Raw genomic sequence first — 22,806 nt, forward strand, 5'->3', positions numbered from 1 at the left:
AACGTGGGAGGTAGGCACGTGAGCAGCACGCTCTTCAGGACGAAGAACATCGAGCAGTCCATCCAGGACACCGAGGAACCGGAACACGCGCTCAGGAAGTCACTGTCGGCCCTCGATCTGACGGTGTTCGGCGTCGGCGTCATCATCGGCACCGGCATCTTCGTGCTCACCGGCACGGCCGCCAAGAACACCGCGGGCCCCGCGGTCTCGCTCTCCTTCGTCGTCGCCGGGGTCGTCTGCGCGCTCGCCGCCCTCTGCTACGCCGAGTTCGCCTCCACGGTCCCGGTCGCGGGCTCCGCGTACACCTTCTCGTACGCCTCCCTCGGCGAGTTCCCCGCCTGGATCATCGGCTGGGACCTGGTCCTCGAACTGGCCCTCGGCACGGCGGTGGTGGCCGTCGGCTGGTCCGGATACATCCACTCGCTGCTCGACAACGCGGGCTGGCAGCTGCCCGAGGCGCTCAGTGGCCGCGACGGCGCCCACGGCTTCGGCTTCGACATCCTCGCCGCCGCCCTCGTCCTGCTGCTCACGGCCATCCTCGTCGTCGGCATGAAGCTCTCCGCGCGGGTCACCACGGTCGTCGTCGCCATCAAGGTGGCCGTCGTCCTCGTCGTCATCATCGCGGGCGCCTTCTTCATCAAGAGCGGCAACTACGACCCGTTCATCCCCAAGGAGCAGCCCGTCCCGGCCGGCGGCGACCTCAAGGCCCCGCTGATCCAGCTGATGTTCGGCTGGGCGCCCTCCAACTTCGGCGTCATGGGCATCTTCACCGCCGCGTCCGTCGTCTTCTTCGCCTTCATCGGCTTCGACGTCGTCGCCACGGCCGCCGAGGAGACCCGCAATCCACAGCGGGACGTGCCGCGCGGCATCATCGGCTCGCTGATCATCTGCACGGCGCTGTACGTCGCCGTGTCCATCGTGGTGACCGGCATGCAGAAGTACAGCAGGCTGTCGGTGGACGCGCCGCTCGCCGACGCCTTCAAGGCGACGGGGCACCCCTGGTTCGCGGGCCTGATCAGCTTCGGCGCGGCGGTGGGCCTGACCACGGTCTGCATGATCCTGCTGCTGGGCCAGTCCCGGGTGTTCTTCGCGATGAGCCGGGACGGCCTCCTGCCCCGCTTCTTCTCCCACACCCACCCGCGCTTCCGCACCCCGTACCGCCCGACCATCCTCCTCGGCGTCGTCATCGCGATCGTCGCCGGCTTCACCAGCCTCAGCGAACTCGCCGAACTGGTGAACATCGGCACGCTCTTCGCCTTCATCGTGGTCGCGATCAGCGTCATCATCCTCCGCCGCACCCGCCCCGACCTGGAGCGCTCCTTCCGCGCCCCGCTGGTCCCGGCCCTGCCGATCCTGTCGGTGCTGGCCTCCCTCTGGCTGATGCTCAACCTCCCGGCCGAAACCTGGCTCCGCTTCGCCATCTGGATGGTGATCGGCTTCGCGGTGTACTTCCTGTACGGCCGCACACACAGCCGTCTGGCGCGGAGCGGGGGCAGGGAGGAGAACGGGGCGAGGCTCTGAGGCAACGCCGCCGGCGCTGCGGGCAGTCCGCCGGGGTGGCTCCCGACCCAACGAGAGCGGCACCCCGCCGACGCGGGCGAGCGAGACGCCCCGGCCTCAGCCCCAACGCCGAACGCCTCTATGGCCGGACGGTCCGAGGGCCCGCCACCGACGCCCCCAACTCCCGCACCCTCCGCCGAAGTTCCCGATCCGCCGTAACCACCAGCACGGCCCGCTCCCCGGCCCCCGCCACCAACTCCACCATCCGGTCGTCCCCACTCCCCGGCGCCGACTCCACCCGCACCCCCGGCACCGTCTCCACCCCCCGAGCGGCCCCCTCCACCACCAGCACGATCTCCACAGGCCCGGCATGCCCCGGAACCCCGTCCGCAGCCAACCGGTCCCGCAGCCGCTCAGCGGCCCCCCGCCGATCCCGCCACCACCCGTCGGGCACCGACCCGACGACATTCGCGGCGTCGACGATCACCAGCAGGGGCTCGCTGTCACTCATGCGGCAAGGTTCGCACAGCCACCGCGACCGCCGGCCCGCTCAATCCCCCGACTTCTCCTCGAAGCTCGCGAAGTAAGCGGCCGCCATGTCCTCGTCCCCATGCCCCTGCGCCGCAGCCCGTTCCATGCGCTCGGCGCTCGCCTCGGCCACGTCCAGGCGTACGCCGTGCCGGGCGCCGGCCTCGACGATGAGACGCGCGTCCTTCGCCGCCGTGGTCACCGCGAACTGGGCCGGGGAGAGCCGGTCTTCGAGGACGAGCGCGGACTTGGCCTTCAGGTAGCCCATGTCGAGCGGGCCCCCGGCGATGAGGTCGAAGAAGTGCTGTGGGTCGACGGACAACGCCTTGGACAGGGCCAGCACCTCACCCGTCGCGGCCGTCGCGGCGAGCACCCAGCTGTTGGCGACCAGCTTCAGCCGTGTCGCACTCCCGGCGCCGCCGTCCTCACCGGTCCACACCGTGCGCGCGCCGACCGCCTCGAAGACCGGCTCCACCAGCGCCCGCCCCCCGACCGGCCCGGCCGCCAGGACCGTCAGCTGTCCGGCCTCCGCCGGCTGCCGTGTGCCGAGCACGGGGGCGTCGTAGAAGACCAGGCCGTGCTCGGAGGCGAAGGCCGCGAGGTCGACGATCGCCTCGATGCCGGCCGTGGTCGACTGGACCCAGGCGGCGCCGGAGCGCAGGGCGGGGGCGGCCTCGCGCATGACGTCCAGGGCGGCGGGGCCGTCGTAGAGGATGGTGAGGACGACATCCGCGCCCTGCACGGCCTCGGCGGGGCTGTCGGCGACGTACGCACCGTCGGCCGCCAGCGGCTCGGCCTTCGCGCGGGTGCGGTTCCAGGCGCGGACGGTGTGGCCGGCGCGGGCGAGGTTGCGGGCCATCGCGGCGCCCATGATGCCGGTGCCGAGGACGCTCACGGTGAGCTGGTCGGTCATGAGGTCGGTTCCTTCCGAAGTCTGCTGCGGGCAGGAGAGGGATGTCGGGGAACAGCCTGCCCGCTCGGAGTCCGGCCGTGCACACGGCCACGCGGGGCCCGATCCACGGCCCGTGCACCGGCCCGATTAAAGTGAACTGGTGAACGGCGACTGGCTCCTCCGCGGCCGAGACGGCCGGCTCAGTGTCTACCTGCCGACGGACGACGCCCTCCTGTGCAGGGCCGAACGCACACCGGGCGGCCCCTGGACGCCCGCCCGCAAGGTCGGAGGGGAGCAGAAGCTCCGGTCCGTCCCCGCCGTCGGTCAGGGCGACGACTCCTACGCCCATCTGGTCTCCTGGCGGCCCACCGTCTCCGGCGAGGCCGGCCTGGTGCACTCCACCCACTTCCGGCCCCGGCTCGCGGCCCTCGACTGGGCGTCGATCGGGCACCCCGACAAGAAGGGGTCGGTCACCGGGCCGCCCGCCGTCGCGGTCGACGCCGAGGGGCGCGCCCATGTCTTCGTCCGCAACAAGGGCGGCGGCCTGAGCATGGTGGCGCAGAAGGAGACGGGCGGCTGGGAGCCGTGGCGGGACCTCAAGGGGCGTGACCTACAAGGGGAGTTGGCGGCGGTGACCGGGGAGTCGGGGCGGGTGGAGGTGTACGCGGCCGTCGCCGGCGGCATCCTGCACTGGCGCCAGGAGGAGCCCGGCGGGCAGCCGACGCTGGAGGAGGCGATGGAGGCACCGGCTCGCCCGGACACCCTGTACGCCCTGGCCACCTCGCCCGACAGCACCACCCTCTTCTACACCGACGACTCGGGCGACCTGTGCGCCTGGCGCCCCGGCGCCAAGCCCGTCGCCCTCCTCGCCTCGGCCGGCCCCGGCCCGGTCTGTGCGATCCGCTGTGAACTCGAGGGCCACGACTGCACGTTGCTCGCCCAGCGGTCGTCGAGTGGGCGAGTGGCCTTCGCCGCGTATCCCACCGAACAGGAGTCGGCGGGCGCCTGGTGGACCGAGTCAGGACCGCAACTCCCCGTGGACGCCGGAGTGTCACTGGCGGTCGACGAGGAAGGGCGGGTGGTGGCCGTGACCTTGTCCCCGTTGACCGGGCAACTGCTCGTCACTCGGCGGAAGGACGAGCCGGGGCTGGCGCTGGAGGCCTGGCGGGAGGTCTGAGCGTCGGCCTCCGCCCACCCGGCGGTCCGGTCAGGAACTCCCGCCCGTGGCCGGGGACTTCTTGGCCGACTCCGGGATCGTCGTGTCGTTGCGGATCGCCTTCCACAGCGTGGAGGCCTGCGGCTGCGCGGCCACGACACGGTTCGGGTCGATCTTGTCGTATGCGACCGGGAGCATGATCGTCTCCATGGTCGACGGGTCGACGCCGTTCAGGCTGCGGCCGAACTCCGCGAGCTTGGTCAGCGAGGCGAGACCCGAGTCGGTGGTGAGGGCGGCCGTCAGCGTGTCGGCGATCTTGTACGCCTTGGTGGGGCTGCCCAGCAGGTCCTGTTTCTTGATCTCGCTCAACAGGGCGAGCATGAACTGCTGTTGGAGGCCTATACGGCCGAGGTCGCTGCCGTCGCCTATGCCGTGCCGGGTGCGCACGAACTGCAGCGACTGGGTGCCGTCGAGCTTGTGGGTGCCCTTGGTGATGTTCAGGCCGCTGGACCTGTCGTGGATGTCCTGGTCGACGGTGACGGTCACGCCGCCGATCGCGTCCACCAGGTCCTTGAAGCCGGCGAAGTCGATCTCGACGTAGTGGTCCATGCGTACGCCGGACATCTGCTCCACGGTCTTGACCACACAGGCCGGACCGACCTGGGAGTAGACGGAGTTGAACATCACGCGCTTCGCCGAGGCGACCGTGGAGCCGTCCGCCGTGGTGCACTGGGGCCGGGTGACGAGGGTGTCGCGTGGGATGCTCACGGCGACGGCCTTCGTGCGGCCCTCGGGTATGTGCATCACCATCGCGGTGTCCGAGCGCGCCCCCAGCACGCTCGTGTCGCCCACCAGCTTCCCGTTGGCGCCGGCGCGCGAGTCGGAGCCCAGGATCAGGATGTTCTGCCCCGAGGTGGGCAGCTTCTGGGGCCGGTTGTCACCGATCGCCTTGTCGATGTCGATGCCCTTGATGTTGCTGTCGAGGTCGCTGTAGAGCCAGAAGCCGGTGCCGGCACCGGCCACCACGAGCACGGCCAGCGAGATCAGGGCCCACCTCAGCGCACGGCGCCTGCGGTGTGGCTGTTCGGGCCCGGAGGGACGGTGGTGCGATCTGCTCGTCTCGGCGGCTGGGGTCGTCATGTGGGTCGGTGTCCTCGTCTTCTCGTGCGGCATCGGCGCAGCTCGGGCGTTCGGAAGAGCAGCGACCCGTCCCGGGCGTTGTACGGCAGTGATCCACATCATGTGACGCGCGGGAGCGGCCGGGATCTTCCGAGGGCGAGTCCCTTGTGTCCGCACGTCCGTCAGGGCGTTGGCCCCGTGGTCCGAACCCCCGGGGAGTGTATGCCGTGTGCATATCATGTGAGAATTCCGGGTCCATGCATCCAGGTCGCGCATGTCTTGTGGTGTCCGTCACGGTGCTGCGTGGTCGGTCGGCCTGTCCACCGCGGGCGGCGCCGTCGCGGAGGCCTACACGCCGGCCGACGCCCCCTGGGCGACGCTGATCTTCCTCAACATCCGCCGCAGCGGCACCCCAGAGGGTCCGCCGTGCAGCCTGCACGTGCCCCAGTTCGTCTCCGAGGTCCACGACGCCGTCATGGAGCTGTGTACGTCGCGCGCCGGCGCATCGTGACTCCGGAGGCGGAGAACGCCGAGTCGAAGGCGCGGCCGGCAGCGGCCGAGGCCGAACGGGAAAGGGCCTCCGCCCGCCGGCGGAGGCCCTCTTCACCTGTCCTTCGGTGTTACGCCGGGACCGACGCCAGACCCGGAGCCAGGAACTTCTTGCCGTTCACGCGCTCGGAGACACCCTCGCGGTCCAGGTACGGCGTGATGCCGCCCAGGTGGAAGGGCCAGCCGGCGCCCGTGATCAGGCACAGGTCGATGTCCTGGGCCTCGGCGACGACACCCTCGTCGAGCATGAGGCCGATCTCCTGCGCCACCGCGTCCAGGACACGCTCGCGGACCTGCTCCTCGGACAGGACGGAGTCGCCCTGCTGGAGCAGCGCGGCGACCTCCGGGTCCAACTCCGGCTTCCCGCTGTCGTAGACGTAGAAGCCGCGCTTGCCCGCCTTGACGACGGCCGCGAGGTTCGGGGAGACCGTGAAGCGGTCCGGGAAGGCCCGGTTGAGAGTCTCCGAGACGTGCAGACCGATCGCGGGACCGACCAGCTCCAGCAGGACCAGCGGGGACATCGGCAGGCCGAGCGGCTCGACGGCCTTCTCGGCGACCTCGACCGGGGTGCCCTCGTCGATGACGTTCTGGATCTCGCCCATGAAGCGGGTGAGGATGCGGTTCACGACGAACGCCGGGGCGTCCTTCACCAGAACCGCGGTCTTCTTGAGCTTCTTGGCGACGGCGAAGGCCGTGGCCAGCGAGGCGTCGTCGGTCTGCTCGCCGCGGACGATCTCGAGGAGCGGGAGGATCGCGACCGGGTTGAAGAAGTGGAAGCCGACGACCCGCTCGGGGTTCTTCAGCTTCGACGCCATCTCGGAGACGGACAGCGAGGAGGTGTTGGTGGCGAGGATCGCGTGCGCCGGGGCGACCGCCTCGACCTCCGCGAACACCTGCTGCTTGACGCCGATCTCCTCGAAGACGGCCTCGATGATGAAGTCGGCGTCGGAGAAGCCCTCGGCCTTGTCCAGCACACCGGTGACCAGGGCCTTGAGGCGGTTGGCCTTGTCCTGGTTGATACGGCCCTTGCCGAGCAGCTTCTCGATCTCGGCGTGGACGTAGCCCACACCCTTGTCGACGCGCTCCTGGTCGATGTCGGTCAGCACGACCGGCACCTCCAGACGGCGCAGGAAGAGCAGGGCGAGCTGCGAGGCCATGAGGCCCGCGCCCACGACGCCGACCTTGGTGACCGGCCGGGCCAGGTTCTTGTCCGGCGCACCGGCGGGACGCTTGCCGCGCTTCTGCACCAGGTTGAACGCGTAGATGCCGGCGCGCAGTTCGCCACCCATGATCAGGTCGGCGAGGGCCTTGTCCTCGGCGTCGTAACCCTGCTGCAGGTCGCCGTTCTTGGCGGCGGCGATGATGTCGAGGGCGCGGTAGGCGGCCGGAGCGGCACCGTGCACCTTGGAGTCCGCGATGAAGCGGCCCTTGGCGACGGCCTGGTCCCAGGCCTCACCGCGGTCGATCACCGGACGCTCGACCTCGATCTCGCCCTTGAGGACGTTCGCGGTCCAGATCAGCGACTGCTCCAGGAAGTCCGCGCCCTCGAAGATCGCGTCCGCGATACCCAGGTCGAAGACCTGCCGGCCCCCCAGCTGTTTGTTCTGGTTGAGGCTGTTCTCGATGATCACCGAGACGGCCTTGTCGGCACCGATCAGGTTCGGCAGGATCGTGCAGCCGCCCCAGCCGGGGACGAGACCGAGGAAGACCTCGGGCAGCGAGAACGCCGGGAGCGCCTTCGAGACGGTCCGGTACGTGCAGTGCAGACCGACCTCGACGCCACCGCCCATCGCGGCACCGTTGTAGTACGCGAAGGTCGGGACCGCGATGCCGGACAGCCGCTTGAAGACCTCGTGGCCGCCCTTGCCGATGGCGAGCGCGTCCTTGTGCTCCTTCAGCAGTTCGACGCCCTTGAGGTCGGCGCCGACCGCGAAGATGAACGGCTTGCCGGTGATGCCGACACCGACGATCTCGCCGGCCGCGGCCTCCTTCTCGACCTGGTCGATGGCGGTGTCGAGGTTCGCCAGCGAGGCCGGGCCGAAGGTGGTCGGCTTGGTGTGGTCGAAGCCGTTGTCCAGCGTGATCAGGGCGAAGCGCCCGGCGCCGAAGGGCAGGTCGAGGTGGCGTACGTGCGCCGACGTCACGACCTCGTCGGGGAACAGCTCGGCCGCACCCTTGAGGAGTTCGGTGGTGCTCACTTGTCGCCTCCGGCGTCCTTGTGGTTCGGGTTCTCCCAGATCACCGTGGCGCCCATGCCGAAGCCGACGCACATGGTGGTGAGGCCGTAACGGACCTCCGGCTGCTCCTCGAACTGGCGGGCCAGCTGCGTCATGAGACGCACACCGGACGAGGCGAGCGGGTGGCCGTACGCGATGGCGCCGCCGTACTGGTTGACGCGCGCGTCGTCGTCGGCGATGCCGTAGTGCTCCAGGAAGGCGAGCACCTGGACGGCGAAGGCCTCGTTGATCTCGAAGAGGTTGATGTCCTCGATGGAGAGACCCGCCTGCGCCAGGGCCTTCTCGGTGGCCGGGATCGGTCCGTAGCCCATGACCTCGGGCTCGACGCCGGCGAAGGCGTACGAGACGAGACGCATCTTGACCGGCAGGTTGTTCTCGCGGGCGAAGTCCTCGGACGCGATGATCGAGGCGGTCGCACCGTCGTTCAGACCGGCCGCGTTACCGGCGGTGACGCGCCCGTGCACACGGAAGGGCGTCTTCAGGCCGGAGAGGTTCTCGAGGGTGGTGCCGGGACGCATCGGCTCGTCCGCCGTCACCAGACCCCAGCCGGTCTCACCGGCCTCCGGGTTGGTCCGGCGTACGGAGATCGGCACCAGGTCCTGCTGGATCTTGCCGTTGGCGTACGCCTTGGCGGCCTTCTCCTGCGAGCGCACGGCGTACTCGTCGGCGCGCTGCTTGGTGATCGTCGGGTAGCGGTCGTGCAGGTTCTCCGCGGTCATGCCCATGAACAGGGCGGACTCGTCGACCAGCTTCTCGCTCACGAACCGCGGGTTCGGGTCCACGCCCTCGCCCATCGGGTGGCGGCCCATGTGCTCGACACCACCGGCGATCACGGCGTCGTACGCACCGAAGGCGATCGAGCCGGCCGTGGTCGTCACGGCGGTCAGCGCGCCGGCGCACATCCGGTCGATGGAGTAGCCCGGGACCGACTGCGGCAGACCGGCAAGGATGCCGGCCGTACGGCCGAGGGTGAGCCCCTGGTCACCGATCTGCGTGGTCGCGGCGATGGCGACCTCGTCGATCTTCTTCGGGTCGAGACCGGGGTTGCGGCGCAGCAGCTCCCGGATCGCCTTCACGACCAGGTCGTCGGCGCGGGTCTCGTGGTAGATGCCCTTCGGGCCCGCCTTGCCGAACGGGGTACGGACGCCGTCGACAAAAACGACGTCCCTGACGGTACGAGGCACGATGGCTCTCCTCCAGATGCGGGATGGCACTGCTGCGGCACGCATGCGCTGAGCGTGCGCTCAGGCCCATGCTACTTATCGGTAACGTAGCTGCACAGCCCTGGAGGGTGGAGCGGCGAACGTCACATCGATACTGACGGTGGGGGAGTGCCGGCGCTCACCGAGACGGCGGCGCTGTGGACCCCCGAGGCGTCAGTACCGGTGTGGGCACAGGATGCGATCCTGCCCCCTCCCCAGTGATCACCCCGAACAGCGTCCGAGCCGCATCCGCCCCGAACCCATGCACGTCATGACTCATCGCGGACAGGGTCGGATGCGTGAGCCGACACAACTGCGAGTCGTCCCACGCCAGCAACGACACATCCCCCGGCACCGACAGCCCCATCTCCGCGGCGACCGACAGCCCGGCCACCGCCATGATGTCGTTGTCGTACACGATCGCCGTCGGCCGGTCGGCCGGCGCGGCCATCAGCAGTGACCTCGTCGCGCGTGCCCCTGCCTCCCCCGAGTAGTCGGTGGTGACCTGCCAGGCTCCGGCCAGGTCCAGCCCCCGCGCCGCCTCGTCGAACGCGGCGGTCCGCACAGCCGTGTGCCCGAGCGCCGCCACACCTCCCACCCGGGCGATCCGCCGATGCCCGAGTGCCGCCAGATATCGGACCGCCTCCGTGACCGCGGTCGCGTCGTCGGTCCACACGGACGTCAGTCCGCCCGTCAACGACGGATGCCCCACCGCCACCACCGGCATCCCCAGCCGCTCCACCGAGGCCACCCGAGGATCGTCCACCCGGAAGTCGACCAGGATCGACCCCCCGACCTGCCGCCCCCGCCACCACGACTCCTGCAGCCCGACCTCCTCCTCCACGTTCCGCACGAGCCGCAGCAGCAGCGAGCAGGACCGCTCGGTCAGCACGCTCTCCACCCCCGACACGAACTCCATGTAGAACGGCTCGAGGCCCAGGAGGCGTGCCGGCCGGCAGATCGCCAGCCCCACCACGTCCACCCGTGACCCGGCCAGCGTCCGCGCCGTGAGGTTGGGCGCCCACCCCAGCTCCCGGGCCGCCTCGAAGATCCGGTCCCGGGTCGCCTCGGACAGCCCCGGCTTGCGGTTGAAGGCGAGCGACACGGCTCCCTTGGACACACCGGCACGCGCGGCGACGTCCTTGATGGTGACGCGGGAGGTGGTCATTCCATGGGCTCCAGGCAGTACAGGGCGGCTCGGGCGGCATCCGCGTCAGGAGTCTCCCAGCCGCGTACGCCGATGGTGACCCGTTCCCCGGGCAACAGCGTGACCAGCCCCCGATCGGCCCGAGCCTCCGGCCGCAGCCGGTCCGCCTGCAGCAGCAGATCCCGTACGAGGGTGTGGGCCGTCACCGTCACCGCACCCGGTGCCACGGTCACGTCGAACTCGGGCCGCGGATACGGGACTTCACGGTCCGGCACGGGAAAGTACACGGCCCTGAGCCCGTCCGCGTCGGCCACCAGGAACTCCTTGGGACCGAGAGGCGCGAGCTCACGCGGGACGTCCACCTCCGCGACGGCCCGACGCCTGGCCGCGAACCGCACGCTCTCCTCTCCGACCACGTCACCTTCGACGGACATCCGCCGCAATCTCAGCGCCCCCGTCCACGCCTCCGCTCCCTGATTGACGGCCGCCAACACCAGCCCGGCTCCCCGCACCTGAACCGTCAGCAACCGGTCCGCGTACAGCCGCCGCAGCTCGTGGTAGAGAGGCTTCTCCCGCCCGTCCCCGTCGATCGCGGCCCAACTCGTCACCGGCCAGCAGTCGTTGAGCTGCCACACCACGGTCCCCGCGCAGACCGGCCAGTGCGACCGCCAGTGCTCGATGCCGGCGGCCACCGCCCGTGCCTGATTGACCTGCGTCAGATAGTGCCAGCGGTCGAAGTCCCCCTCCGGCACGGCGAAATGACGAGCGAGCCCCCGCTCCAGCTTCCCCTGCCCGTCGTCGGCCTTCTGATGGTGCAGTACACCGGGGGAGTCCGCCGCGAGCTCCTCCCCGGGCAGCGCACGCGTCAACGTGGCGTACGCGGCCGGCGCCTGCCACCCGAACTCGGCCACGAACCGCGGCACTTCGAGCCGATAGTCCGCGTAGTCCTCCCGGTTCCACACCTCCCACGAGTGATGCGTCCCGTGCCCCGGATCGTTCGGATGCCGCCCCCACGACCCGGACCACGGACTCCCCGCCGTGTACGGCCGGGTCGGATCCAACTCCGCGACCACACGCGGCAGTACGCCCATGTAGTACCCCTCGCCCCAGGAGTCCCCGGCGAGCCGCGCCTCCCATCCCCAGTCCCGGAACCCCCACAGGTTCTCGTTGTTGCCGTTCCACAGCACCAGCGACGGATGCGGCATCAGCCGTACGACGTTCTCCCGCGCCTCGGCCTCCACCTCGCCCCGCAGCGGCTGCTCCTCCGGATAGGCGGCACAGGCGAAGGGGAAGTCCTGCCAGACCAGCAGCCCCAACTCGTCGCAGGCGTCGTAGAAGTCCTCGCTCTCGTAGATCCCGCCACCCCAGATCCGTACCAGGTCGACACCCGCGTCCGCCGCCTGCCGCAGCCGCTCCCGGTACCGCTCCCGCGTGATCCGCGACGGGAACACATCGTCCGGGATCCAGTTCACGCCCCGCGCGAAGAGCCGCTCGCCGTTGACCACGAACGTGAACCCGGTGCCGTGCGCATCGGCGGCCGTATCCAGCCGCATGGTCCGGAAGCCGATCGGCCGCCGCCACACGTCCAGCGGGTCCCCGCCGTGCAGCAGCGTCAACTCGACGTCGTACAGCGGCTGTTCGCCGTATCCGCGCGGCCACCACAGCCGCACCTCCGGCACCTCCAGCCGTACGACCCCCTCCGTCCCCTCGATCTCCCCGCGCACCCGCACGCCGCCCACCGTCGCCTCGACGGCCAGCGGCGCCTCCACCCGGCTGCGCTCGACCTCGATGTGCAACTCGACCACGCCCAGGCCGTCTTCGACGGTCACCAGCGGCCGCACCCGGGCGATCCGGGCCGTCGACCACGCCTCCAGCCGCACCGGCCGCCAGATGCCGGCGGTCACCAGCGTGGGCCCCCAGTCCCAGCCGAAGGAGCAGGCCATCTTGCGGAGGTACTGATACGGCTCCGCGTACGCGGCGGGCCGCTCACCGACCCGCCCCCGCACCGCCTCCGCTTCCGCATACGCGGACACGAACCGCACGGACAGCCGCCCCCGCATCCCGGTCACGTCGAAGCGGTACGAGCGGTGCATGTTCCGCGTACGGCCCAGGAGTCGGCCGTCGAGCGAGACTTCGGCGACCGTGTCCAGTCCGTCGAAGACCAGGTCGGTCTGCTCGAACTGCCCGCCCCCGGCCCGCAGATCCGTCTCGTACGTCCACTCCCGCCGCCCGACCCACGCCACCTCGGTCTCGTTCGTGCCGAGAAAGGGGTCCGGGATCACCCCCGCCGCCAGCAGATCGGTGTGCACACAGCCCGGCACCGCGGCCGGCAGCTCGGACCCCTCGTGCAGGAGGACCCATCCCTCGCGGATCGGCGTCGCCTGAAGCATGCACTCTCCCTAAACCGTTCCAGCGCGGTCAGCGAAGACTTTTCTCCAGCCTTGGCGGAATAGGGACTTTACCGGTTAAGAAAACGTTGTCAGAGTACCGAACCAGCCAACCCGCCCGTGCTCGTCCGTCCCTCGTCCCGTGAACGTGAACGGAGCTGATGCACATGTCCCGCCGTACAGTCCTCGCCGCAATCGCCACGGCCCTGATGCTCTCGGCCTGCACCGGCACCGGAGGCACGTCGAAGGGCGCCGAGGCCAAGGCGCCCGACGACCCGTCGAAAGTGAGCGGCACCATCAAGGTCCTCACCCAGCGGACCGACCTCGTGCAGGACGGCACGATGAAGAAGTACGCCGCCGAGTTCAACAAGACGTATCCGAAGGTCAAGGTCGAGTTCGAGGCCCTCACGAACTACGAGGCCGAGGTCAAGATCCGGATGAACACGGCCCATTACGGCGACGTCCTGCTCATCCCGGCCGTCATCAAGAAGAACGACTACCCGAAGTTCTTCGCGTCCCTCGGCACCCAGGCCGAACGCGGCAGGAAGTACCGCTTCACCGACACCTCCACGGTCGACGGCAAGGTGTACGGCCAGAGCCCGATCGGAGTGAGTCCCGGCTTCGTCTACAACAAGCGGGTCTGGCGCGAGGCCGGCATCACCCAGTGGCCCACCACGCCTGCCGAGTTCCTCACCGACCTCAAGGCGATCAAGTCCAGGACGGACGCGGTGCCGTACTACACCAACTTCGCCGCCCAGTGGCCCCTGACCTCCTGGACGTACGTCAGCGGCTCGCCCAGCTGCGACAGCCAGGCCACCACCAAGCTCGCCGACGGCGACCCCTGGGCGAAGGGCAGCGACCTGCGCATCGGCGACACCCTCCTCTACGACATCGTTCACCAGGGCCTGTCCGAGAAGGACCCGACGACCACCAACTGGGAGCTGTCCAAGACCCAGTTGGCGAAGGGGAAGATCGCCACGCAGTGGCTCGGCACCTGGGCGATCATCCAGTTCCAGGACGCGGCGAAGAAGGCGGGCGTGAGCCCCGATGACATCGGCTTCATGCCGTTCCCGGCCCAAGCGGGCGGCAGGTTCTGCGCGGTTGTGGGCCCCGACTACAACCAGGCCGTCAACGTCCACTCCCAGCACAAGGAGGCGGCCCGCGCCTGGATCGACTGGTTCACCGACAAGTCCGGCTACGACAAGGACAACCTGGCGATCTCCCCGCTCAAGAACGCGGCCCTGCCTGACGTGTTGAAGCCGTACGAGGACGAGGGCGTGAAGTTCATCGAGGTCAGCGACGCCAAGGGCGCCCAGGTCAAGGAGATCGACGACCAGTCCGAGGTGGGCCTGTACAAGCCCGACTACCGCCAGGACCTGGTCGACCTCGCCCGCGGCGCCCGGAGCGGGAGCCTGGACTCCTTCCTCGCCGGCCTCGGCGGGAAGTGGACCGAGGCCCAGAAGACCGTGGGGTCCTGATGACGGACACCACCCACAAGTCGGCCGTGGGAAAGGCCACTTCGGGGCCGCCGTCCCCTACCGATCCCGTCCCGGCCCCCGCCCCGCGCCGAACGCGCGGGTGGCGGGGCCTCACCCCCTGGCTCTTCCTCCTGGCCCCGCTCGCCCTCCTGATCACCTTCACTTACGCGCCGATCGTCAACATGTTCGCCTACAGCTTCACCGACTGGGACGGCGTGAGCCCCGAGCTCCACTACACGGGCGTGGGCAACTACACCGAACTCTTCACCCGCCCCGACCTGTTCGAGGTCTTCTGGGTCAGCGGCTACTACCTGGCCGCTTCCGTCGTCCAGATCGTCGCGGCCCTCTACTTCGCCACGATCCTGAGCTTCGACGTCCGCTTCCGGAACTTCTTCAAGGGCGTGCTCTTCTTCCCGTACCTGATCAACGGGGTGGCGATCGGCTTCGTCTTCCTCTACTTCTTCCAGGACGGTGGCACCCTCGACTCGGTCCTCGCCCTCTTCGGCCACCACACCGACCACGCCTGGCTGGGCACCCCCGTCTCCGCGAACATCTCGCTGGCCGGCGTCTCGGTCTGGCGCTACCTGGGCCTGAACTTCGTCCTGTTCCTGGGCGCGATCCAGTCCATCCCGGGGGAGTTGTACGAGGCCGCCGAACTGGACGGTGCGAACCGCTGGCACCAGTTCCGCCACATCATCGCGCCCGGCATCAAGCCGGTCCTGACCCTCACCGTCATCCTGTCGATCTCCGGCTCGCTCTCGGCCTTCGACATCCCGTACATCATGACCGGCGGGGCGACCGGCACCGAGACCTTCGTGATCCAGACGGTGAAACTGGCCTTCCAGTTCAACAAGACGGGCCTGGCCTCGGCAGCGGCCGTCGTCCTGCTCCTGATCATCCTCCTGGTGACCTGGATCCAGCGCCGCCTGGTCCCCGACGACAAGGTGGACCTGGTATGACCCGCCGAGCGGTAGCGCGAACCCTCCTCTACCTGTCCCTGATCACGGCCGGCGTGGTCGTCCTGCTCCCTCTCCTCGTCGTCTTCCTGACGTCCCTGAAAACGGAGCGGGAGACATCGAACGACACGGGAGCCCTCACCCTCCCCGCCGACTTCCTGAACTTCCACAACTACGTCACGGCGTTCCAGGACGGCCGTATGCTCTCGGCCTTCGGCAACACGGCCTTCATCCTGGTCGTCTCGGTCACCGGCACGGTCCTCATCGGTTCGATGACGGCGTACGCGATCGACCGCTTCACGTTCCGCTTCAAGAAACTGGTGGTGGCGCTGTTTCTGATCGCCGCCCTGGTCCCCGGTGTCACGACCCAGGTGGCGACGTTCCAGATCGTCACCAGCTTCGGTCTGTTCGACACCCGCTGGGCTCCGATCGCCCTCTACACGGGCACGGACATCGTCTCGATCTACATCTTCCTGCAGTTCGTCCGCTCGATCCCGATCAGCCTGGACGAATCAGCCCGCCTCGACGGCGCGAACGCCTTCACGATCTACCGCAAGATCATCTTCCCGTTGCTCAAGCCCGCGATCGCGACGGTGGTGATAGTGAAGGGGATTGCCGTCTACAACGACTTCTACATCCCCTTCCTCTACATGCCGAACCAGGATCTTGGCGTGATCTCGACGTCCCTGTTCCGCTTCAAGGGTCCGTTCGGCGCCCACTGGGAAACCATCTCGGCGGGAGCGATCCTGGTGATCCTCCCGACCCTGATCGTCTTCCTGTGCCTGCAGCGCTACATCTACAACGGTTTCACCAGAGGAGCGACCAGGTGAGGTGCTGCTAGGCGGACAAAGCAGCAACCAACACCGGCGTCACCTGCTCCACCTGCCAGGGACGGGCGCCGTACGCAGCCAGCGCACCCCCCACAGCCTCGGCATCCACCACCTGCGGCGGCTCCCAGCAGACCCGCCGCACCGTGTCCGGCGTCATCAGGTTCTCCTGAGGCATGTTCAACCGCTCGGCCAACGCCGACACGGCCGCCCTCGCCGCCGAAAGCCGCGCAGCGGCCGCGGGGTCCTTGTCGGCCCAGGCCCGCGGCGGCGGCGGCCCCGTGACGGGCTGTCCCGGCGCGGGCAGCTGCTGCTCGGTCAAGTCCTTCGCCCGATCCACCGCCGCCTGCCACTGGTCCAGCTGTCGCCGCCCCATCCGATGCCCGTAGCCGTTCAACGCGGCCAGCGCATGCACATTGGCCGGCAACGCGAGCGCCGCCTCGACAATGGCGGCATCGCTCAACACCTTCCCGGGCGACACATCCCGCCGCTGAGCGATCCGGTCCCGCGTCTGCCACAGCTCCCGCACGACAGCCAGCTGCCGACGCCGCCGCACCTTGTGCATCCCCGACGTGCGCCGCCAGGGATCCTTGCGCGGCTCGGCCGGCGGTGCGGCCGCGATCGCCGCGAACTCCTGCCGCGCCCACTCCAGCTTCCCCTGCCGGTCCAGCTCCTTCTCCAGCGCGTCCCGCAGATCGACGAGCAGCTCGACATCCAGCGCCGCGTACCGCAGCCACGGCTCGGGCAGTGGCCGGGTCGACCAGTCGACCGCGGAGTGCCCCTTTTCGAGTACGAAGCCCAGGACGCCCTCGACCATCGCGCCGAGGCCGACCCGGGGGAACCCGGCGAGCCGTCCGGCGAGCTCGGTGTCGAACAGCGACGTCGGAACCATGCCTATTTCGCGGAGACAGGGAAGGTCCTGGGTGGCGGCGTGCAGCACCCACTCCACGCCCGAGAGGGCCTCCCCGAGCCCGGACAGATCGGGGCAGGCGACGGGGTCGATCAGCGCGGTCCCCGCGCCCTCGCGGCGCAGCTGCACCAGATACGCGCGCTGGCCGTAGCGGTAGCCGGACGCCCGCTCGGCGTCGACGGCGACGGGCCCGGAGCCTGCGGCGAAAGCGGCGATCACCTCGGCCAACGAGTCCTCGTCGGCGATCACGGGCGGAATGCCCTCGCGCGGCTCCAGCAGAGGGATCGGCGCCTCCGCCGCAGAAGATCCGCCATCGTCCGGAGGGGCGCCTCCGGTGGTTCGCAGTGAAACGTCTGCTGCGGTGTCTTGGGCGTCGGTCACATGTCAAGGGTATCTGTGTATGGACGGCGCCTGCCGACGGAACGTTCCGTCGGCAGGCGCCTGAGGGTCGTAAACCAGTCAGCCAGCTGAAAGCTCTGGTTCATATGTGTGAACGGTGAGGCGTGTCGGCCTCAGTGGATGATGCCGGTCCGCAGGGCCACCGCGACCATCCCGGCCCGGTCGCCCGTGCCGAGCTTGCGGGCGATGCGGGCGAGGTGGCTCTTGACGGTCAGCGCGGACAGGCCCATCGAGACGCCGATCGCCTTGTTCGACTGGCCCTCCGCGACCAGCCGCAGCACCTCGACCTCGCGACCGGACAGCTCGCGGTAGCCGCCCGGGTGGCTCGGGGCACCCGGGGGGCGGCGGTGCATGGCGGCGCGGGAGCCGATGGGGGCGGCGCCGGGTCGGGTGGGGAGCCCGACGTTCGTACGGGTGCCGGTGACGACGTAGCCCTTGACGCCGCCCGCGAGGGCGTTGCGCACGGCGCCGATGTCGTCGGCGGCGGACAGGGCCAGGCCGTTGGGCCAGCCGGCCGCGCGGGTCTCGGACAGGATCGTGAGGCCCGAGCCGTCGGGCAGGTGGACGTCGGCGACGCAGATGTCGCGGGGGTTGCCGATGCGGGGACGAGCCTCAGCGATGGACGAGGCCTCGATGACGTCGCGCACACCGAGCGCCCACAGATGGCGGGTGACGGTGGAGCGGACGCGCGGGTCGGCCACGACCACCATGGCGGTCGGCTTGTTCGGGCGGTAGGCGACCAGGCTTGCGGGCTGCTCGAGGAGAACGGACACCAGGCCTCCTGGGTGCGGGACGGCTTTCCAAGGTCACAGTCGTCTTCGGCACTAAACCTGGAGTCCTTTAGAGAAAGATCACGATTTAGTGAGTAACAATCAGTGCAATTCGGACACGTGGTCGATCGTTCGGTGAACGAATCGTTGCGTTCGAGGGCTGATTCCTGACTGAAAGTGGCCGTATCGACAAAGTGATGGTCAATACGGCCCGGTCGACGTCTGGAGTGCGGTCAGCGGGACTGCTGCGGTCCGCGTCGCTGCGGCAGCGTGACGATGGACGCGTCGCCGGGCCCGGCCGGCGGCAGACCGGCGACCTGCGCCAGCAGATCGCACCAGGAGGCGAGGTGCGCCGCCGTGTCCGGAACTCCGCCCAGTCCTTCGCGGGGCGTCCATGACGCACGGATCTCGATCTGTGAGGCGGCGGGGCGCTCGGACAGCCCGCCGAAGTAGTGCGAGCTCGCGCGCGTGACGGTGCCGCTCGGTTCGCCGTACGACAGCCCGCGCGCCTGCAACGCGCCGGTCAGCCAGGACCAGCACACCTCCGGCAGCAGCGGGTCGGCCGCCATCTCCGGCTCCAGCTCGGCCCGGACGAGGGTCACCAGCCGGAAGGCGCCGCGCCAGGCGTCGTGTCCGGCGGGGTCGTGCAGCAGCACGAGCCGGCCGTCGGCGAGATCCTGGTCGCCGTCGACCACGGCCGCTTCCAGCGCGTAGGCGAAGGGGGCGAGGCGCTGAGGCGCACGGGTGGACTCGACCTCGATCTGCGGGCGCACGCGACTGTTGCGCAGAGCTTGGACCGCGGCCTGGAAAGCCGGCGGAGCCGTACCGCTCCCATCCTGGTCCCCCTCCTTGGTGTCATCCATTCCGTCAGCGCCGTCCGACAGTCGTTCCTGAGCCGCAGCCATGCGGGAAGATTAGGGGACCGGTGGCCTGGCGTGGAGCTTGACACCCCGTGCCCGACGTCGGGGTGGGCGTTGCCGAATCCCGCTCCCGGACGTCGTGCGAGACTTTCCCCGTGAGCGCCAACGACACACCCCCGACCGCGACGTACGACTCCGCCTTCCTCAAGGCCTGCCGACGCGAACCAGTGCCGCACACCCCTGTCTGGTTCATGCGACAGGCCGGCCGCTCGCTCCCGGAGTACCGCAAGGTCCGCGAGGGCATCCCGATGCTCGAGTCCTGCATGCGCCCCGAGCTGGTCACCGAGATCACCCTCCAGCCGGTCCGCCGGCACGGCGTCGACGCGGCGATCTACTACAGCGACATCGTCGTACCGCTCAAGGCCATCGGCATCGATCTCGACATCAAGCCCGGCGTCGGCCCGGTCGTCGAACATCCGATCCGCACCCGCGCCGACCTGGCGCAGCTGCGCGACCTCACCCCCGAGGACGTCGGTTACGTCACCGAGGCGATCGGCCTGCTCACCCGCGAACTCGGCGCCACCCCGCTCATCGGCTTCGCCGGCGCGCCTTTCACCCTCGCGAGTTACCTCGTCGAGGGCGGCCCCTCGCGCACGTACGAGAACGCCAAGGCGATGATGTTCGGCGACCCGGAACTCTGGGCCGACCTGCTCGACCGCCTCGCGGACATCACGGCCGCCTTCCTCAAGGTGCAGATCGAGGCCGGCGCCTCCGCCGTCCAGCTCTTCGACTCCTGGGTCGGCTCCCTCGCCCCCGCGGACTACCAGCGCTCGGCGATGCCGGCGTCCTCGAAGGTCTTCAAGGCGGTCGAGTCCTACGGCGTCCCGCGCATCCACTTCGGCGTCGGCACCGGCGAGCTGCTGAAGCTCATGGGCGAGGCCGGCGCGGACGTCGTCGGCGTCGACTGGCGGGTCCCGCTGGACGAGGCGGCCCGCCGGGTCGGCCCCGGCAAGGCGCTGCAGGGCAACCTCGACCCGACGATCCTCTTCACCGCCCCGGAGGCGGTCGAGGCCAAGACCCGCGAGGTGCTCGACGCGGCGGCGGGCCTGGAGGGCCACGTCTTCAACCTCGGCCACGGCGTCATGCCGTCCACCGACCCGGACGCGCTGACCCGGCTCGCGGAGTACGTCCACACGCAGACGGCGCGCTGAGCGGGCTCACCACGTGTGCCGGGGCCGCGCGCGCCTGCCGAACAGCAGGCCGCGCGGTTCCGGTGGTGGGGGAGTGCCGGGTTTGAGCGGCCAGGCGAGCAGCATGCCGACCAGGAAGCCGACGACATGCGCCGCGTACGCCACCGTGCCGGCGTCGGAGACGCCCTCGCCGGACGAGTACAGCGCCTGCAGCACGAACCAGAAGCCCAGCACCAGCCAGGCCGGCAGTCTCAGCGGCAGGAACACCAGGAACGGCACGAGGACCCACACCCTGGCCTTCGGATACAGCACCAGATAGGCGCCCAGCACCCCCGCGATGGCTCCCGAGGCGCCGATCAGCGGGTCGGACGAGTCGGCGTTGAGAAGCGCGAAGCCGTACGAGGCCGCGTAGCCGCAGACGACGTAGAACAGCGTGAAGCGGATGTGGCCCATGCGGTCCTCGACGTTGTTGCCGAAGATCAGCAGGAACAGCATGTTGCCCAGCAGGTGCAGCCAGCTGCCGTGCAGGAACATCGCGGTGAAGACGGAGAGCGCCGGGTTCTTGTCGTAGCCCGGCGGGGCCAGCACGCAGCCGACACCGCCGTTCGCGGCCCTGCCGACGTCGCCCGTGGGGACGAGCCGCGGTAGCTGATGGTGGATCAACTCCCTGGGCACCGCCGCGTAGTGGTCCAGGAACGCCTGCAGATGGCACGTCTGCGACAGGTCGCTGCCACCCGCCACGGAGCCGGCGATGCCGGGCGTGGACAGGAACACGTAGACGTTCGCGGCGATCAGCGCGTACGTCACCCACGGGGTGCGGCGCACCGGGTTCACGTCATGGACGGGGATGACCACAAGGAATTAGTGCCCGCGATGGGCCCGTCGAATCGATGAACACGGGCACGCGTGCGTGCGTATGACTCGTCAACCGCCCGCGGCACGGGGAAGGCGGGTCGCGGGGACGACGTGAGGAACAGGCGATGAACGACCGAGTGATGCCTCCGATGCAGGCTCTTCCCGACGGCGAGGCGGAACTGTCCCTGGTGGTGCGGTTGTCCTGGGAGGACGTGGCCAGGCTGGGTCAGGAGGCGGGACGGCTCGCCTCGCAGATGCAGCGGCCGGTGACGCTGGACGAAGCCGTGAGCAACCGACTCCGCTCGACGAGGCCGGCGGCGGCACATGCGAAGCCGGCGGGGGAGCAGCCGGTGGCGATGACGTCGACGGCTTCGGTGTCGTCGCTGCCGCCGCGGCCTCCGGCGGAGCAGGCGCGGCAGGCGATCGAGCGGATCAACGGGTCGGCGTAACCCTCAGGAGGAGGCCCGTACTTTGGTCACCGCCTTGCGGGCCGCCACCAGTACGGGGTCCCACACCGGGCTGAACGGTGGTGCGTAGCCCAGGTCCAGGGCCGTCATCTGTTCCACCGTCATCCTGGCCGTGAGCGCCACCGCCGCGATGTCGACCCTCTTGCCCGCGCCCTCCCTCCCGACGATCTGCACGCCGAGCAGGCGCCCTGTGCGGCGTTCGGCGAGCATCTTGACCGTCATGGGGGAGGCGTTCGGGTAGTAGCCCGCCCGGCTCGTCGACTCGATGGTGACCGCTTCGAACTGCAGGCCGACCCTGCGCGCGTCCTTCTCCCGCAGGCCCGTGCGGGCGATCTCCAGGTCGCAGACCTTGCTCACCGCCGTACCGACCACGCCGGGGAAGGTGGCGTAACCCCCGCCTGCGTTCGTGCCGATGACCTGCCCGTGCTTGTTGGCGTGGGTGCCCAGGGCGATGTGGCGTTCCTGGCCCGAGACCAGGTCCAGCACCTCCACGCAGTCGCCGCCGGCCCAGATGTTCTCGTGGCCGCGTACCCGCATCGCGAGGTCGGTGAGGAGGCCGCCGTGGGCGCCGAGGGGGAGGCCCGCGGACGCCGCGAGCGTCGTCTCCGGGCGTACGCCGATGCCCAGCACCACCACGTCCGCCGGGTACTCGGCGTCCTCCGTGGCGACCGCCCGGACGCGGCCGTCCTCGCCGGTGAGGATCTTGGTGACCTCGGCGTCGTTGACCATGGTGATGCCCATGCCCTCCAGGGCCTCGTGGACGAGACGGCCCATGTCGGGGTCGAGCGTGGACATCGGTTCGCTGCCGCGGTTGACGACCGTCACCTCGTAGCCGCGGTTGATGAGCGCCTCCGCCATTTCGACGCCGATGTAACCGGCGCCGACGACCACCGCGCGACGGCCACGCGTGCGCGTGAGCGAGTCGAGCAGGGCCTGGCCGTCGTCGAGGGTCTGCACGCCGTGCACGCCCGGGGCGTCGGCACCCGGCATGTCGGGGCGGATGGGGCGGGCGCCCGTGGCGACCACGAGTTTGTCGTACGACGTCCAGGACTCCGCGCCGGAATCGACGTCACGCGCGCGTACGCGACCGCCCGCCACGTCGATCTCGGTCACCTCCGTCCGCATGCGCAGGTCGATGTCCCGCGCGCGGTGCTCCTCGGGCGAACGGGCGATCAACTGGTCCCGCTCGTCGACGTCGCCGCCCACCCAGTACGGGATGCCGCACGCCGAGTACGAGGTGAAGTGACCCCGCTCGAACGCCACGATCTCCAGCTCGTCCGGGCCCCTCAGCCGGCGTGCCTGCGACGCCGCGGACATCCCCGCGGCGTCGCCGCCGATCACGACCAGTCGTTCTCTCGCAGCGCTCATGCTCATGCG

At 69.8% G+C, this 22,806-nt stretch carries 20 protein-coding genes; 8 read left to right on the forward strand and 12 right to left on the reverse strand.

Going from position 1 to position 22,806, the window contains the following annotated elements; all coding sequences use genetic code 11:
- Nucleotides 1-18 precede the first annotated feature (18 nt).
- On the forward strand, nt 19-1,521 hold the full coding sequence (locus ACWC09_RS18865) for an amino acid permease (protein ID WP_450851667.1): 1,503 nt from the start codon (nt 19-21) through the stop codon (nt 1,519-1,521).
- A gap of 118 nt (nt 1,522-1,639) precedes the next feature.
- Here the strand turns inward: ACWC09_RS18865 and ACWC09_RS18870 are convergent, their stop codons facing one another.
- Nucleotides 1,640-2,011 carry an NTP pyrophosphohydrolase gene (locus tag ACWC09_RS18870; protein WP_450851668.1) on the reverse strand — a complete coding sequence of 124 codons (372 nt, stop codon included), beginning with the start codon at nt 2,009-2,011 and terminating at the stop codon, nt 1,640-1,642.
- Nucleotides 2,012-2,050: 39 nt separating this feature from the next.
- Complete coding sequence (locus ACWC09_RS18875) at nt 2,051-2,941, reverse strand: NAD(P)-dependent oxidoreductase (protein ID WP_450851669.1); 891 nt, start codon at nt 2,939-2,941, stop codon at nt 2,051-2,053.
- 139 nt (nt 2,942-3,080) lie between these two features.
- Here ACWC09_RS18875 and ACWC09_RS18880 point away from each other — a divergent pair, with 139 nt between their 5' ends.
- Nucleotides 3,081-4,097, forward strand: coding sequence for a hypothetical protein (locus ACWC09_RS18880; protein ID WP_450851670.1), 1,017 nt, complete (start codon nt 3,081-3,083; stop codon nt 4,095-4,097).
- 30 nt (nt 4,098-4,127) lie between these two features.
- Here the strand turns inward: ACWC09_RS18880 and ACWC09_RS18885 are convergent, their stop codons facing one another.
- Nucleotides 4,128-5,216 (reverse strand): LCP family protein, encoded by a 1,089-nt coding sequence (locus tag ACWC09_RS18885; protein WP_450851671.1) that lies wholly within the window; start codon nt 5,214-5,216, stop codon nt 4,128-4,130.
- 253 nt (nt 5,217-5,469) lie between these two features.
- Between ACWC09_RS18885 and ACWC09_RS18890 the strand changes: the two genes are divergently transcribed.
- Nucleotides 5,470-5,706: a hypothetical protein gene (locus tag ACWC09_RS18890; protein WP_450851672.1), complete on the forward strand. Its 237-nt coding sequence runs from the start codon at nt 5,470-5,472 to the stop codon at nt 5,704-5,706.
- 109 nt (nt 5,707-5,815) lie between these two features.
- Here the strand turns inward: ACWC09_RS18890 and ACWC09_RS18895 are convergent, their stop codons facing one another.
- The 4 genes from ACWC09_RS18895 to ACWC09_RS18910 form a co-directional block, all read right to left on the reverse strand.
- Nucleotides 5,816-7,942 (reverse strand): 3-hydroxyacyl-CoA dehydrogenase NAD-binding domain-containing protein, encoded by a 2,127-nt coding sequence (locus ACWC09_RS18895; RefSeq protein WP_450851673.1) that lies wholly within the window; start codon nt 7,940-7,942, stop codon nt 5,816-5,818.
- Entirely contained in the window at nt 7,939-9,165 is a 1,227-nt protein-coding gene (locus ACWC09_RS18900) for a thiolase family protein (RefSeq protein WP_450851674.1), read from the reverse strand. Before ACWC09_RS18900 ends, ACWC09_RS18895 begins: the two co-directional genes overlap by 4 nt.
- A gap of 157 nt (nt 9,166-9,322) precedes the next feature.
- Entirely contained in the window at nt 9,323-10,351 is a 1,029-nt protein-coding gene (locus ACWC09_RS18905) for a LacI family DNA-binding transcriptional regulator (protein ID WP_450851675.1), read from the reverse strand.
- Nucleotides 10,348-12,720 (reverse strand): glycoside hydrolase family 2 protein, encoded by a 2,373-nt coding sequence (locus ACWC09_RS18910; protein WP_450851676.1) that lies wholly within the window; start codon nt 12,718-12,720, stop codon nt 10,348-10,350. The genes ACWC09_RS18905 and ACWC09_RS18910 overlap by 4 nt, the downstream gene beginning before the upstream one ends.
- A gap of 164 nt (nt 12,721-12,884) precedes the next feature.
- Between ACWC09_RS18910 and ACWC09_RS18915 the strand changes: the two genes are divergently transcribed.
- Genes ACWC09_RS18915 through ACWC09_RS18925 form a run of 3 tightly spaced genes read left to right on the forward strand, consistent with a single transcriptional unit; the run spans nt 12,885 to nt 15,981 of the window.
- Nucleotides 12,885-14,195 (forward strand): extracellular solute-binding protein, encoded by a 1,311-nt coding sequence (locus ACWC09_RS18915; RefSeq protein ID WP_450851677.1) that lies wholly within the window; start codon nt 12,885-12,887, stop codon nt 14,193-14,195.
- Nucleotides 14,195-15,154 (forward strand): carbohydrate ABC transporter permease, encoded by a 960-nt coding sequence (locus ACWC09_RS18920; protein ID WP_450851678.1) that lies wholly within the window; start codon nt 14,195-14,197, stop codon nt 15,152-15,154. The genes ACWC09_RS18915 and ACWC09_RS18920 overlap by 1 nt, the downstream gene beginning before the upstream one ends.
- Nucleotides 15,151-15,981, forward strand: coding sequence for a carbohydrate ABC transporter permease (locus tag ACWC09_RS18925; protein WP_450851679.1), 831 nt, complete (start codon nt 15,151-15,153; stop codon nt 15,979-15,981). Before ACWC09_RS18920 ends, ACWC09_RS18925 begins: the two co-directional genes overlap by 4 nt.
- Before the next feature lie 7 nt (nt 15,982-15,988).
- Here the strand turns inward: ACWC09_RS18925 and ACWC09_RS18930 are convergent, their stop codons facing one another.
- From ACWC09_RS18930 to ACWC09_RS18940, 3 genes are all read right to left on the reverse strand, one after another.
- Nucleotides 15,989-17,269, reverse strand: coding sequence for an HRDC domain-containing protein (locus ACWC09_RS18930; RefSeq protein WP_450851680.1), 1,281 nt, complete (start codon nt 17,267-17,269; stop codon nt 15,989-15,991).
- Nucleotides 17,270-17,400: 131 nt separating this feature from the next.
- On the reverse strand, nt 17,401-18,060 hold the full coding sequence (locus ACWC09_RS18935; RefSeq protein WP_356351869.1) for a helix-turn-helix transcriptional regulator: 660 nt from the start codon (nt 18,058-18,060) through the stop codon (nt 17,401-17,403).
- A 230-nt stretch (nt 18,061-18,290) separates the two neighbouring features.
- The gene (locus tag ACWC09_RS18940; RefSeq protein ID WP_450851681.1) at nt 18,291-18,962 is read right to left on the reverse strand and encodes a DUF3000 domain-containing protein; all 672 of its coding nucleotides are present in this window, start codon (nt 18,960-18,962) and stop codon (nt 18,291-18,293) included.
- Nucleotides 18,963-19,072: 110 nt separating this feature from the next.
- Between ACWC09_RS18940 and hemE the strand changes: the two genes are divergently transcribed.
- On the forward strand, nt 19,073-20,128 hold the full coding sequence (gene hemE, locus ACWC09_RS18945; protein ID WP_450851682.1) for a uroporphyrinogen decarboxylase: 1,056 nt from the start codon (nt 19,073-19,075) through the stop codon (nt 20,126-20,128).
- 6 nt (nt 20,129-20,134) lie between these two features.
- Here hemE and ACWC09_RS18950 read toward each other — a convergent pair whose 3' ends face one another.
- Complete coding sequence (locus ACWC09_RS18950) at nt 20,135-20,962, reverse strand: rhomboid family intramembrane serine protease (RefSeq protein ID WP_450851683.1); 828 nt, start codon at nt 20,960-20,962, stop codon at nt 20,135-20,137.
- A 125-nt stretch (nt 20,963-21,087) separates the two neighbouring features.
- Between ACWC09_RS18950 and ACWC09_RS18955 the strand changes: the two genes are divergently transcribed.
- Complete coding sequence (locus ACWC09_RS18955; RefSeq protein WP_450851684.1) at nt 21,088-21,411, forward strand: hypothetical protein; 324 nt, start codon at nt 21,088-21,090, stop codon at nt 21,409-21,411.
- Between the two features lie 3 nt (nt 21,412-21,414).
- Here ACWC09_RS18955 and ACWC09_RS18960 read toward each other — a convergent pair whose 3' ends face one another.
- Nucleotides 21,415-22,803: an FAD-dependent oxidoreductase gene (locus tag ACWC09_RS18960; RefSeq protein WP_450851685.1), complete on the reverse strand. Its 1,389-nt coding sequence runs from the start codon at nt 22,801-22,803 to the stop codon at nt 21,415-21,417.
- Between the last annotated feature and the right edge of the window lie 3 nt (nt 22,804-22,806).

It is taken from the genome of Streptomyces sp. NPDC001617, from assembly GCF_053596855.1.

Excerpts from the sequence above, each read along its gene's own strand:
- ACWC09_RS18870 (WP_450851668.1), bottom strand. The coding sequence starts at position 2,011 with ATGAGTGACAGCGAGCCCCTGCTGGTGATCGTCGACGCCGCGAATGTC.
- ACWC09_RS18875 (WP_450851669.1), bottom strand. The coding sequence starts at position 2,941 with ATGACCGACCAGCTCACCGTGAGCGTCCTCGGCACCGGCATCATGGGC.
- ACWC09_RS18885 (WP_450851671.1), bottom strand. The coding sequence starts at position 5,216 with ATGACGACCCCAGCCGCCGAGACGAGCAGATCGCACCACCGTCCCTCC.
- ACWC09_RS18890 (WP_450851672.1), top strand. The coding sequence starts at position 5,470 with ATGTCTTGTGGTGTCCGTCACGGTGCTGCGTGGTCGGTCGGCCTGTCC.
- ACWC09_RS18905 (WP_450851675.1), bottom strand. The coding sequence starts at position 10,351 with ATGACCACCTCCCGCGTCACCATCAAGGACGTCGCCGCGCGTGCCGGT.
- ACWC09_RS18910 (WP_450851676.1), bottom strand. The coding sequence starts at position 12,720 with ATGCTTCAGGCGACGCCGATCCGCGAGGGATGGGTCCTCCTGCACGAG.
- ACWC09_RS18915 (WP_450851677.1), top strand. The coding sequence starts at position 12,885 with ATGTCCCGCCGTACAGTCCTCGCCGCAATCGCCACGGCCCTGATGCTC.
- ACWC09_RS18920 (WP_450851678.1), top strand. The coding sequence starts at position 14,195 with ATGACGGACACCACCCACAAGTCGGCCGTGGGAAAGGCCACTTCGGGG.
- ACWC09_RS18925 (WP_450851679.1), top strand. The coding sequence starts at position 15,151 with ATGACCCGCCGAGCGGTAGCGCGAACCCTCCTCTACCTGTCCCTGATC.
- ACWC09_RS18940 (WP_450851681.1), bottom strand. The coding sequence starts at position 18,962 with ATGGCTGCGGCTCAGGAACGACTGTCGGACGGCGCTGACGGAATGGAT.
- ACWC09_RS18955 (WP_450851684.1), top strand. The coding sequence starts at position 21,088 with ATGAACGACCGAGTGATGCCTCCGATGCAGGCTCTTCCCGACGGCGAG.
- ACWC09_RS18960 (WP_450851685.1), bottom strand. The coding sequence starts at position 22,803 with ATGAGCATGAGCGCTGCGAGAGAACGACTGGTCGTGATCGGCGGCGAC.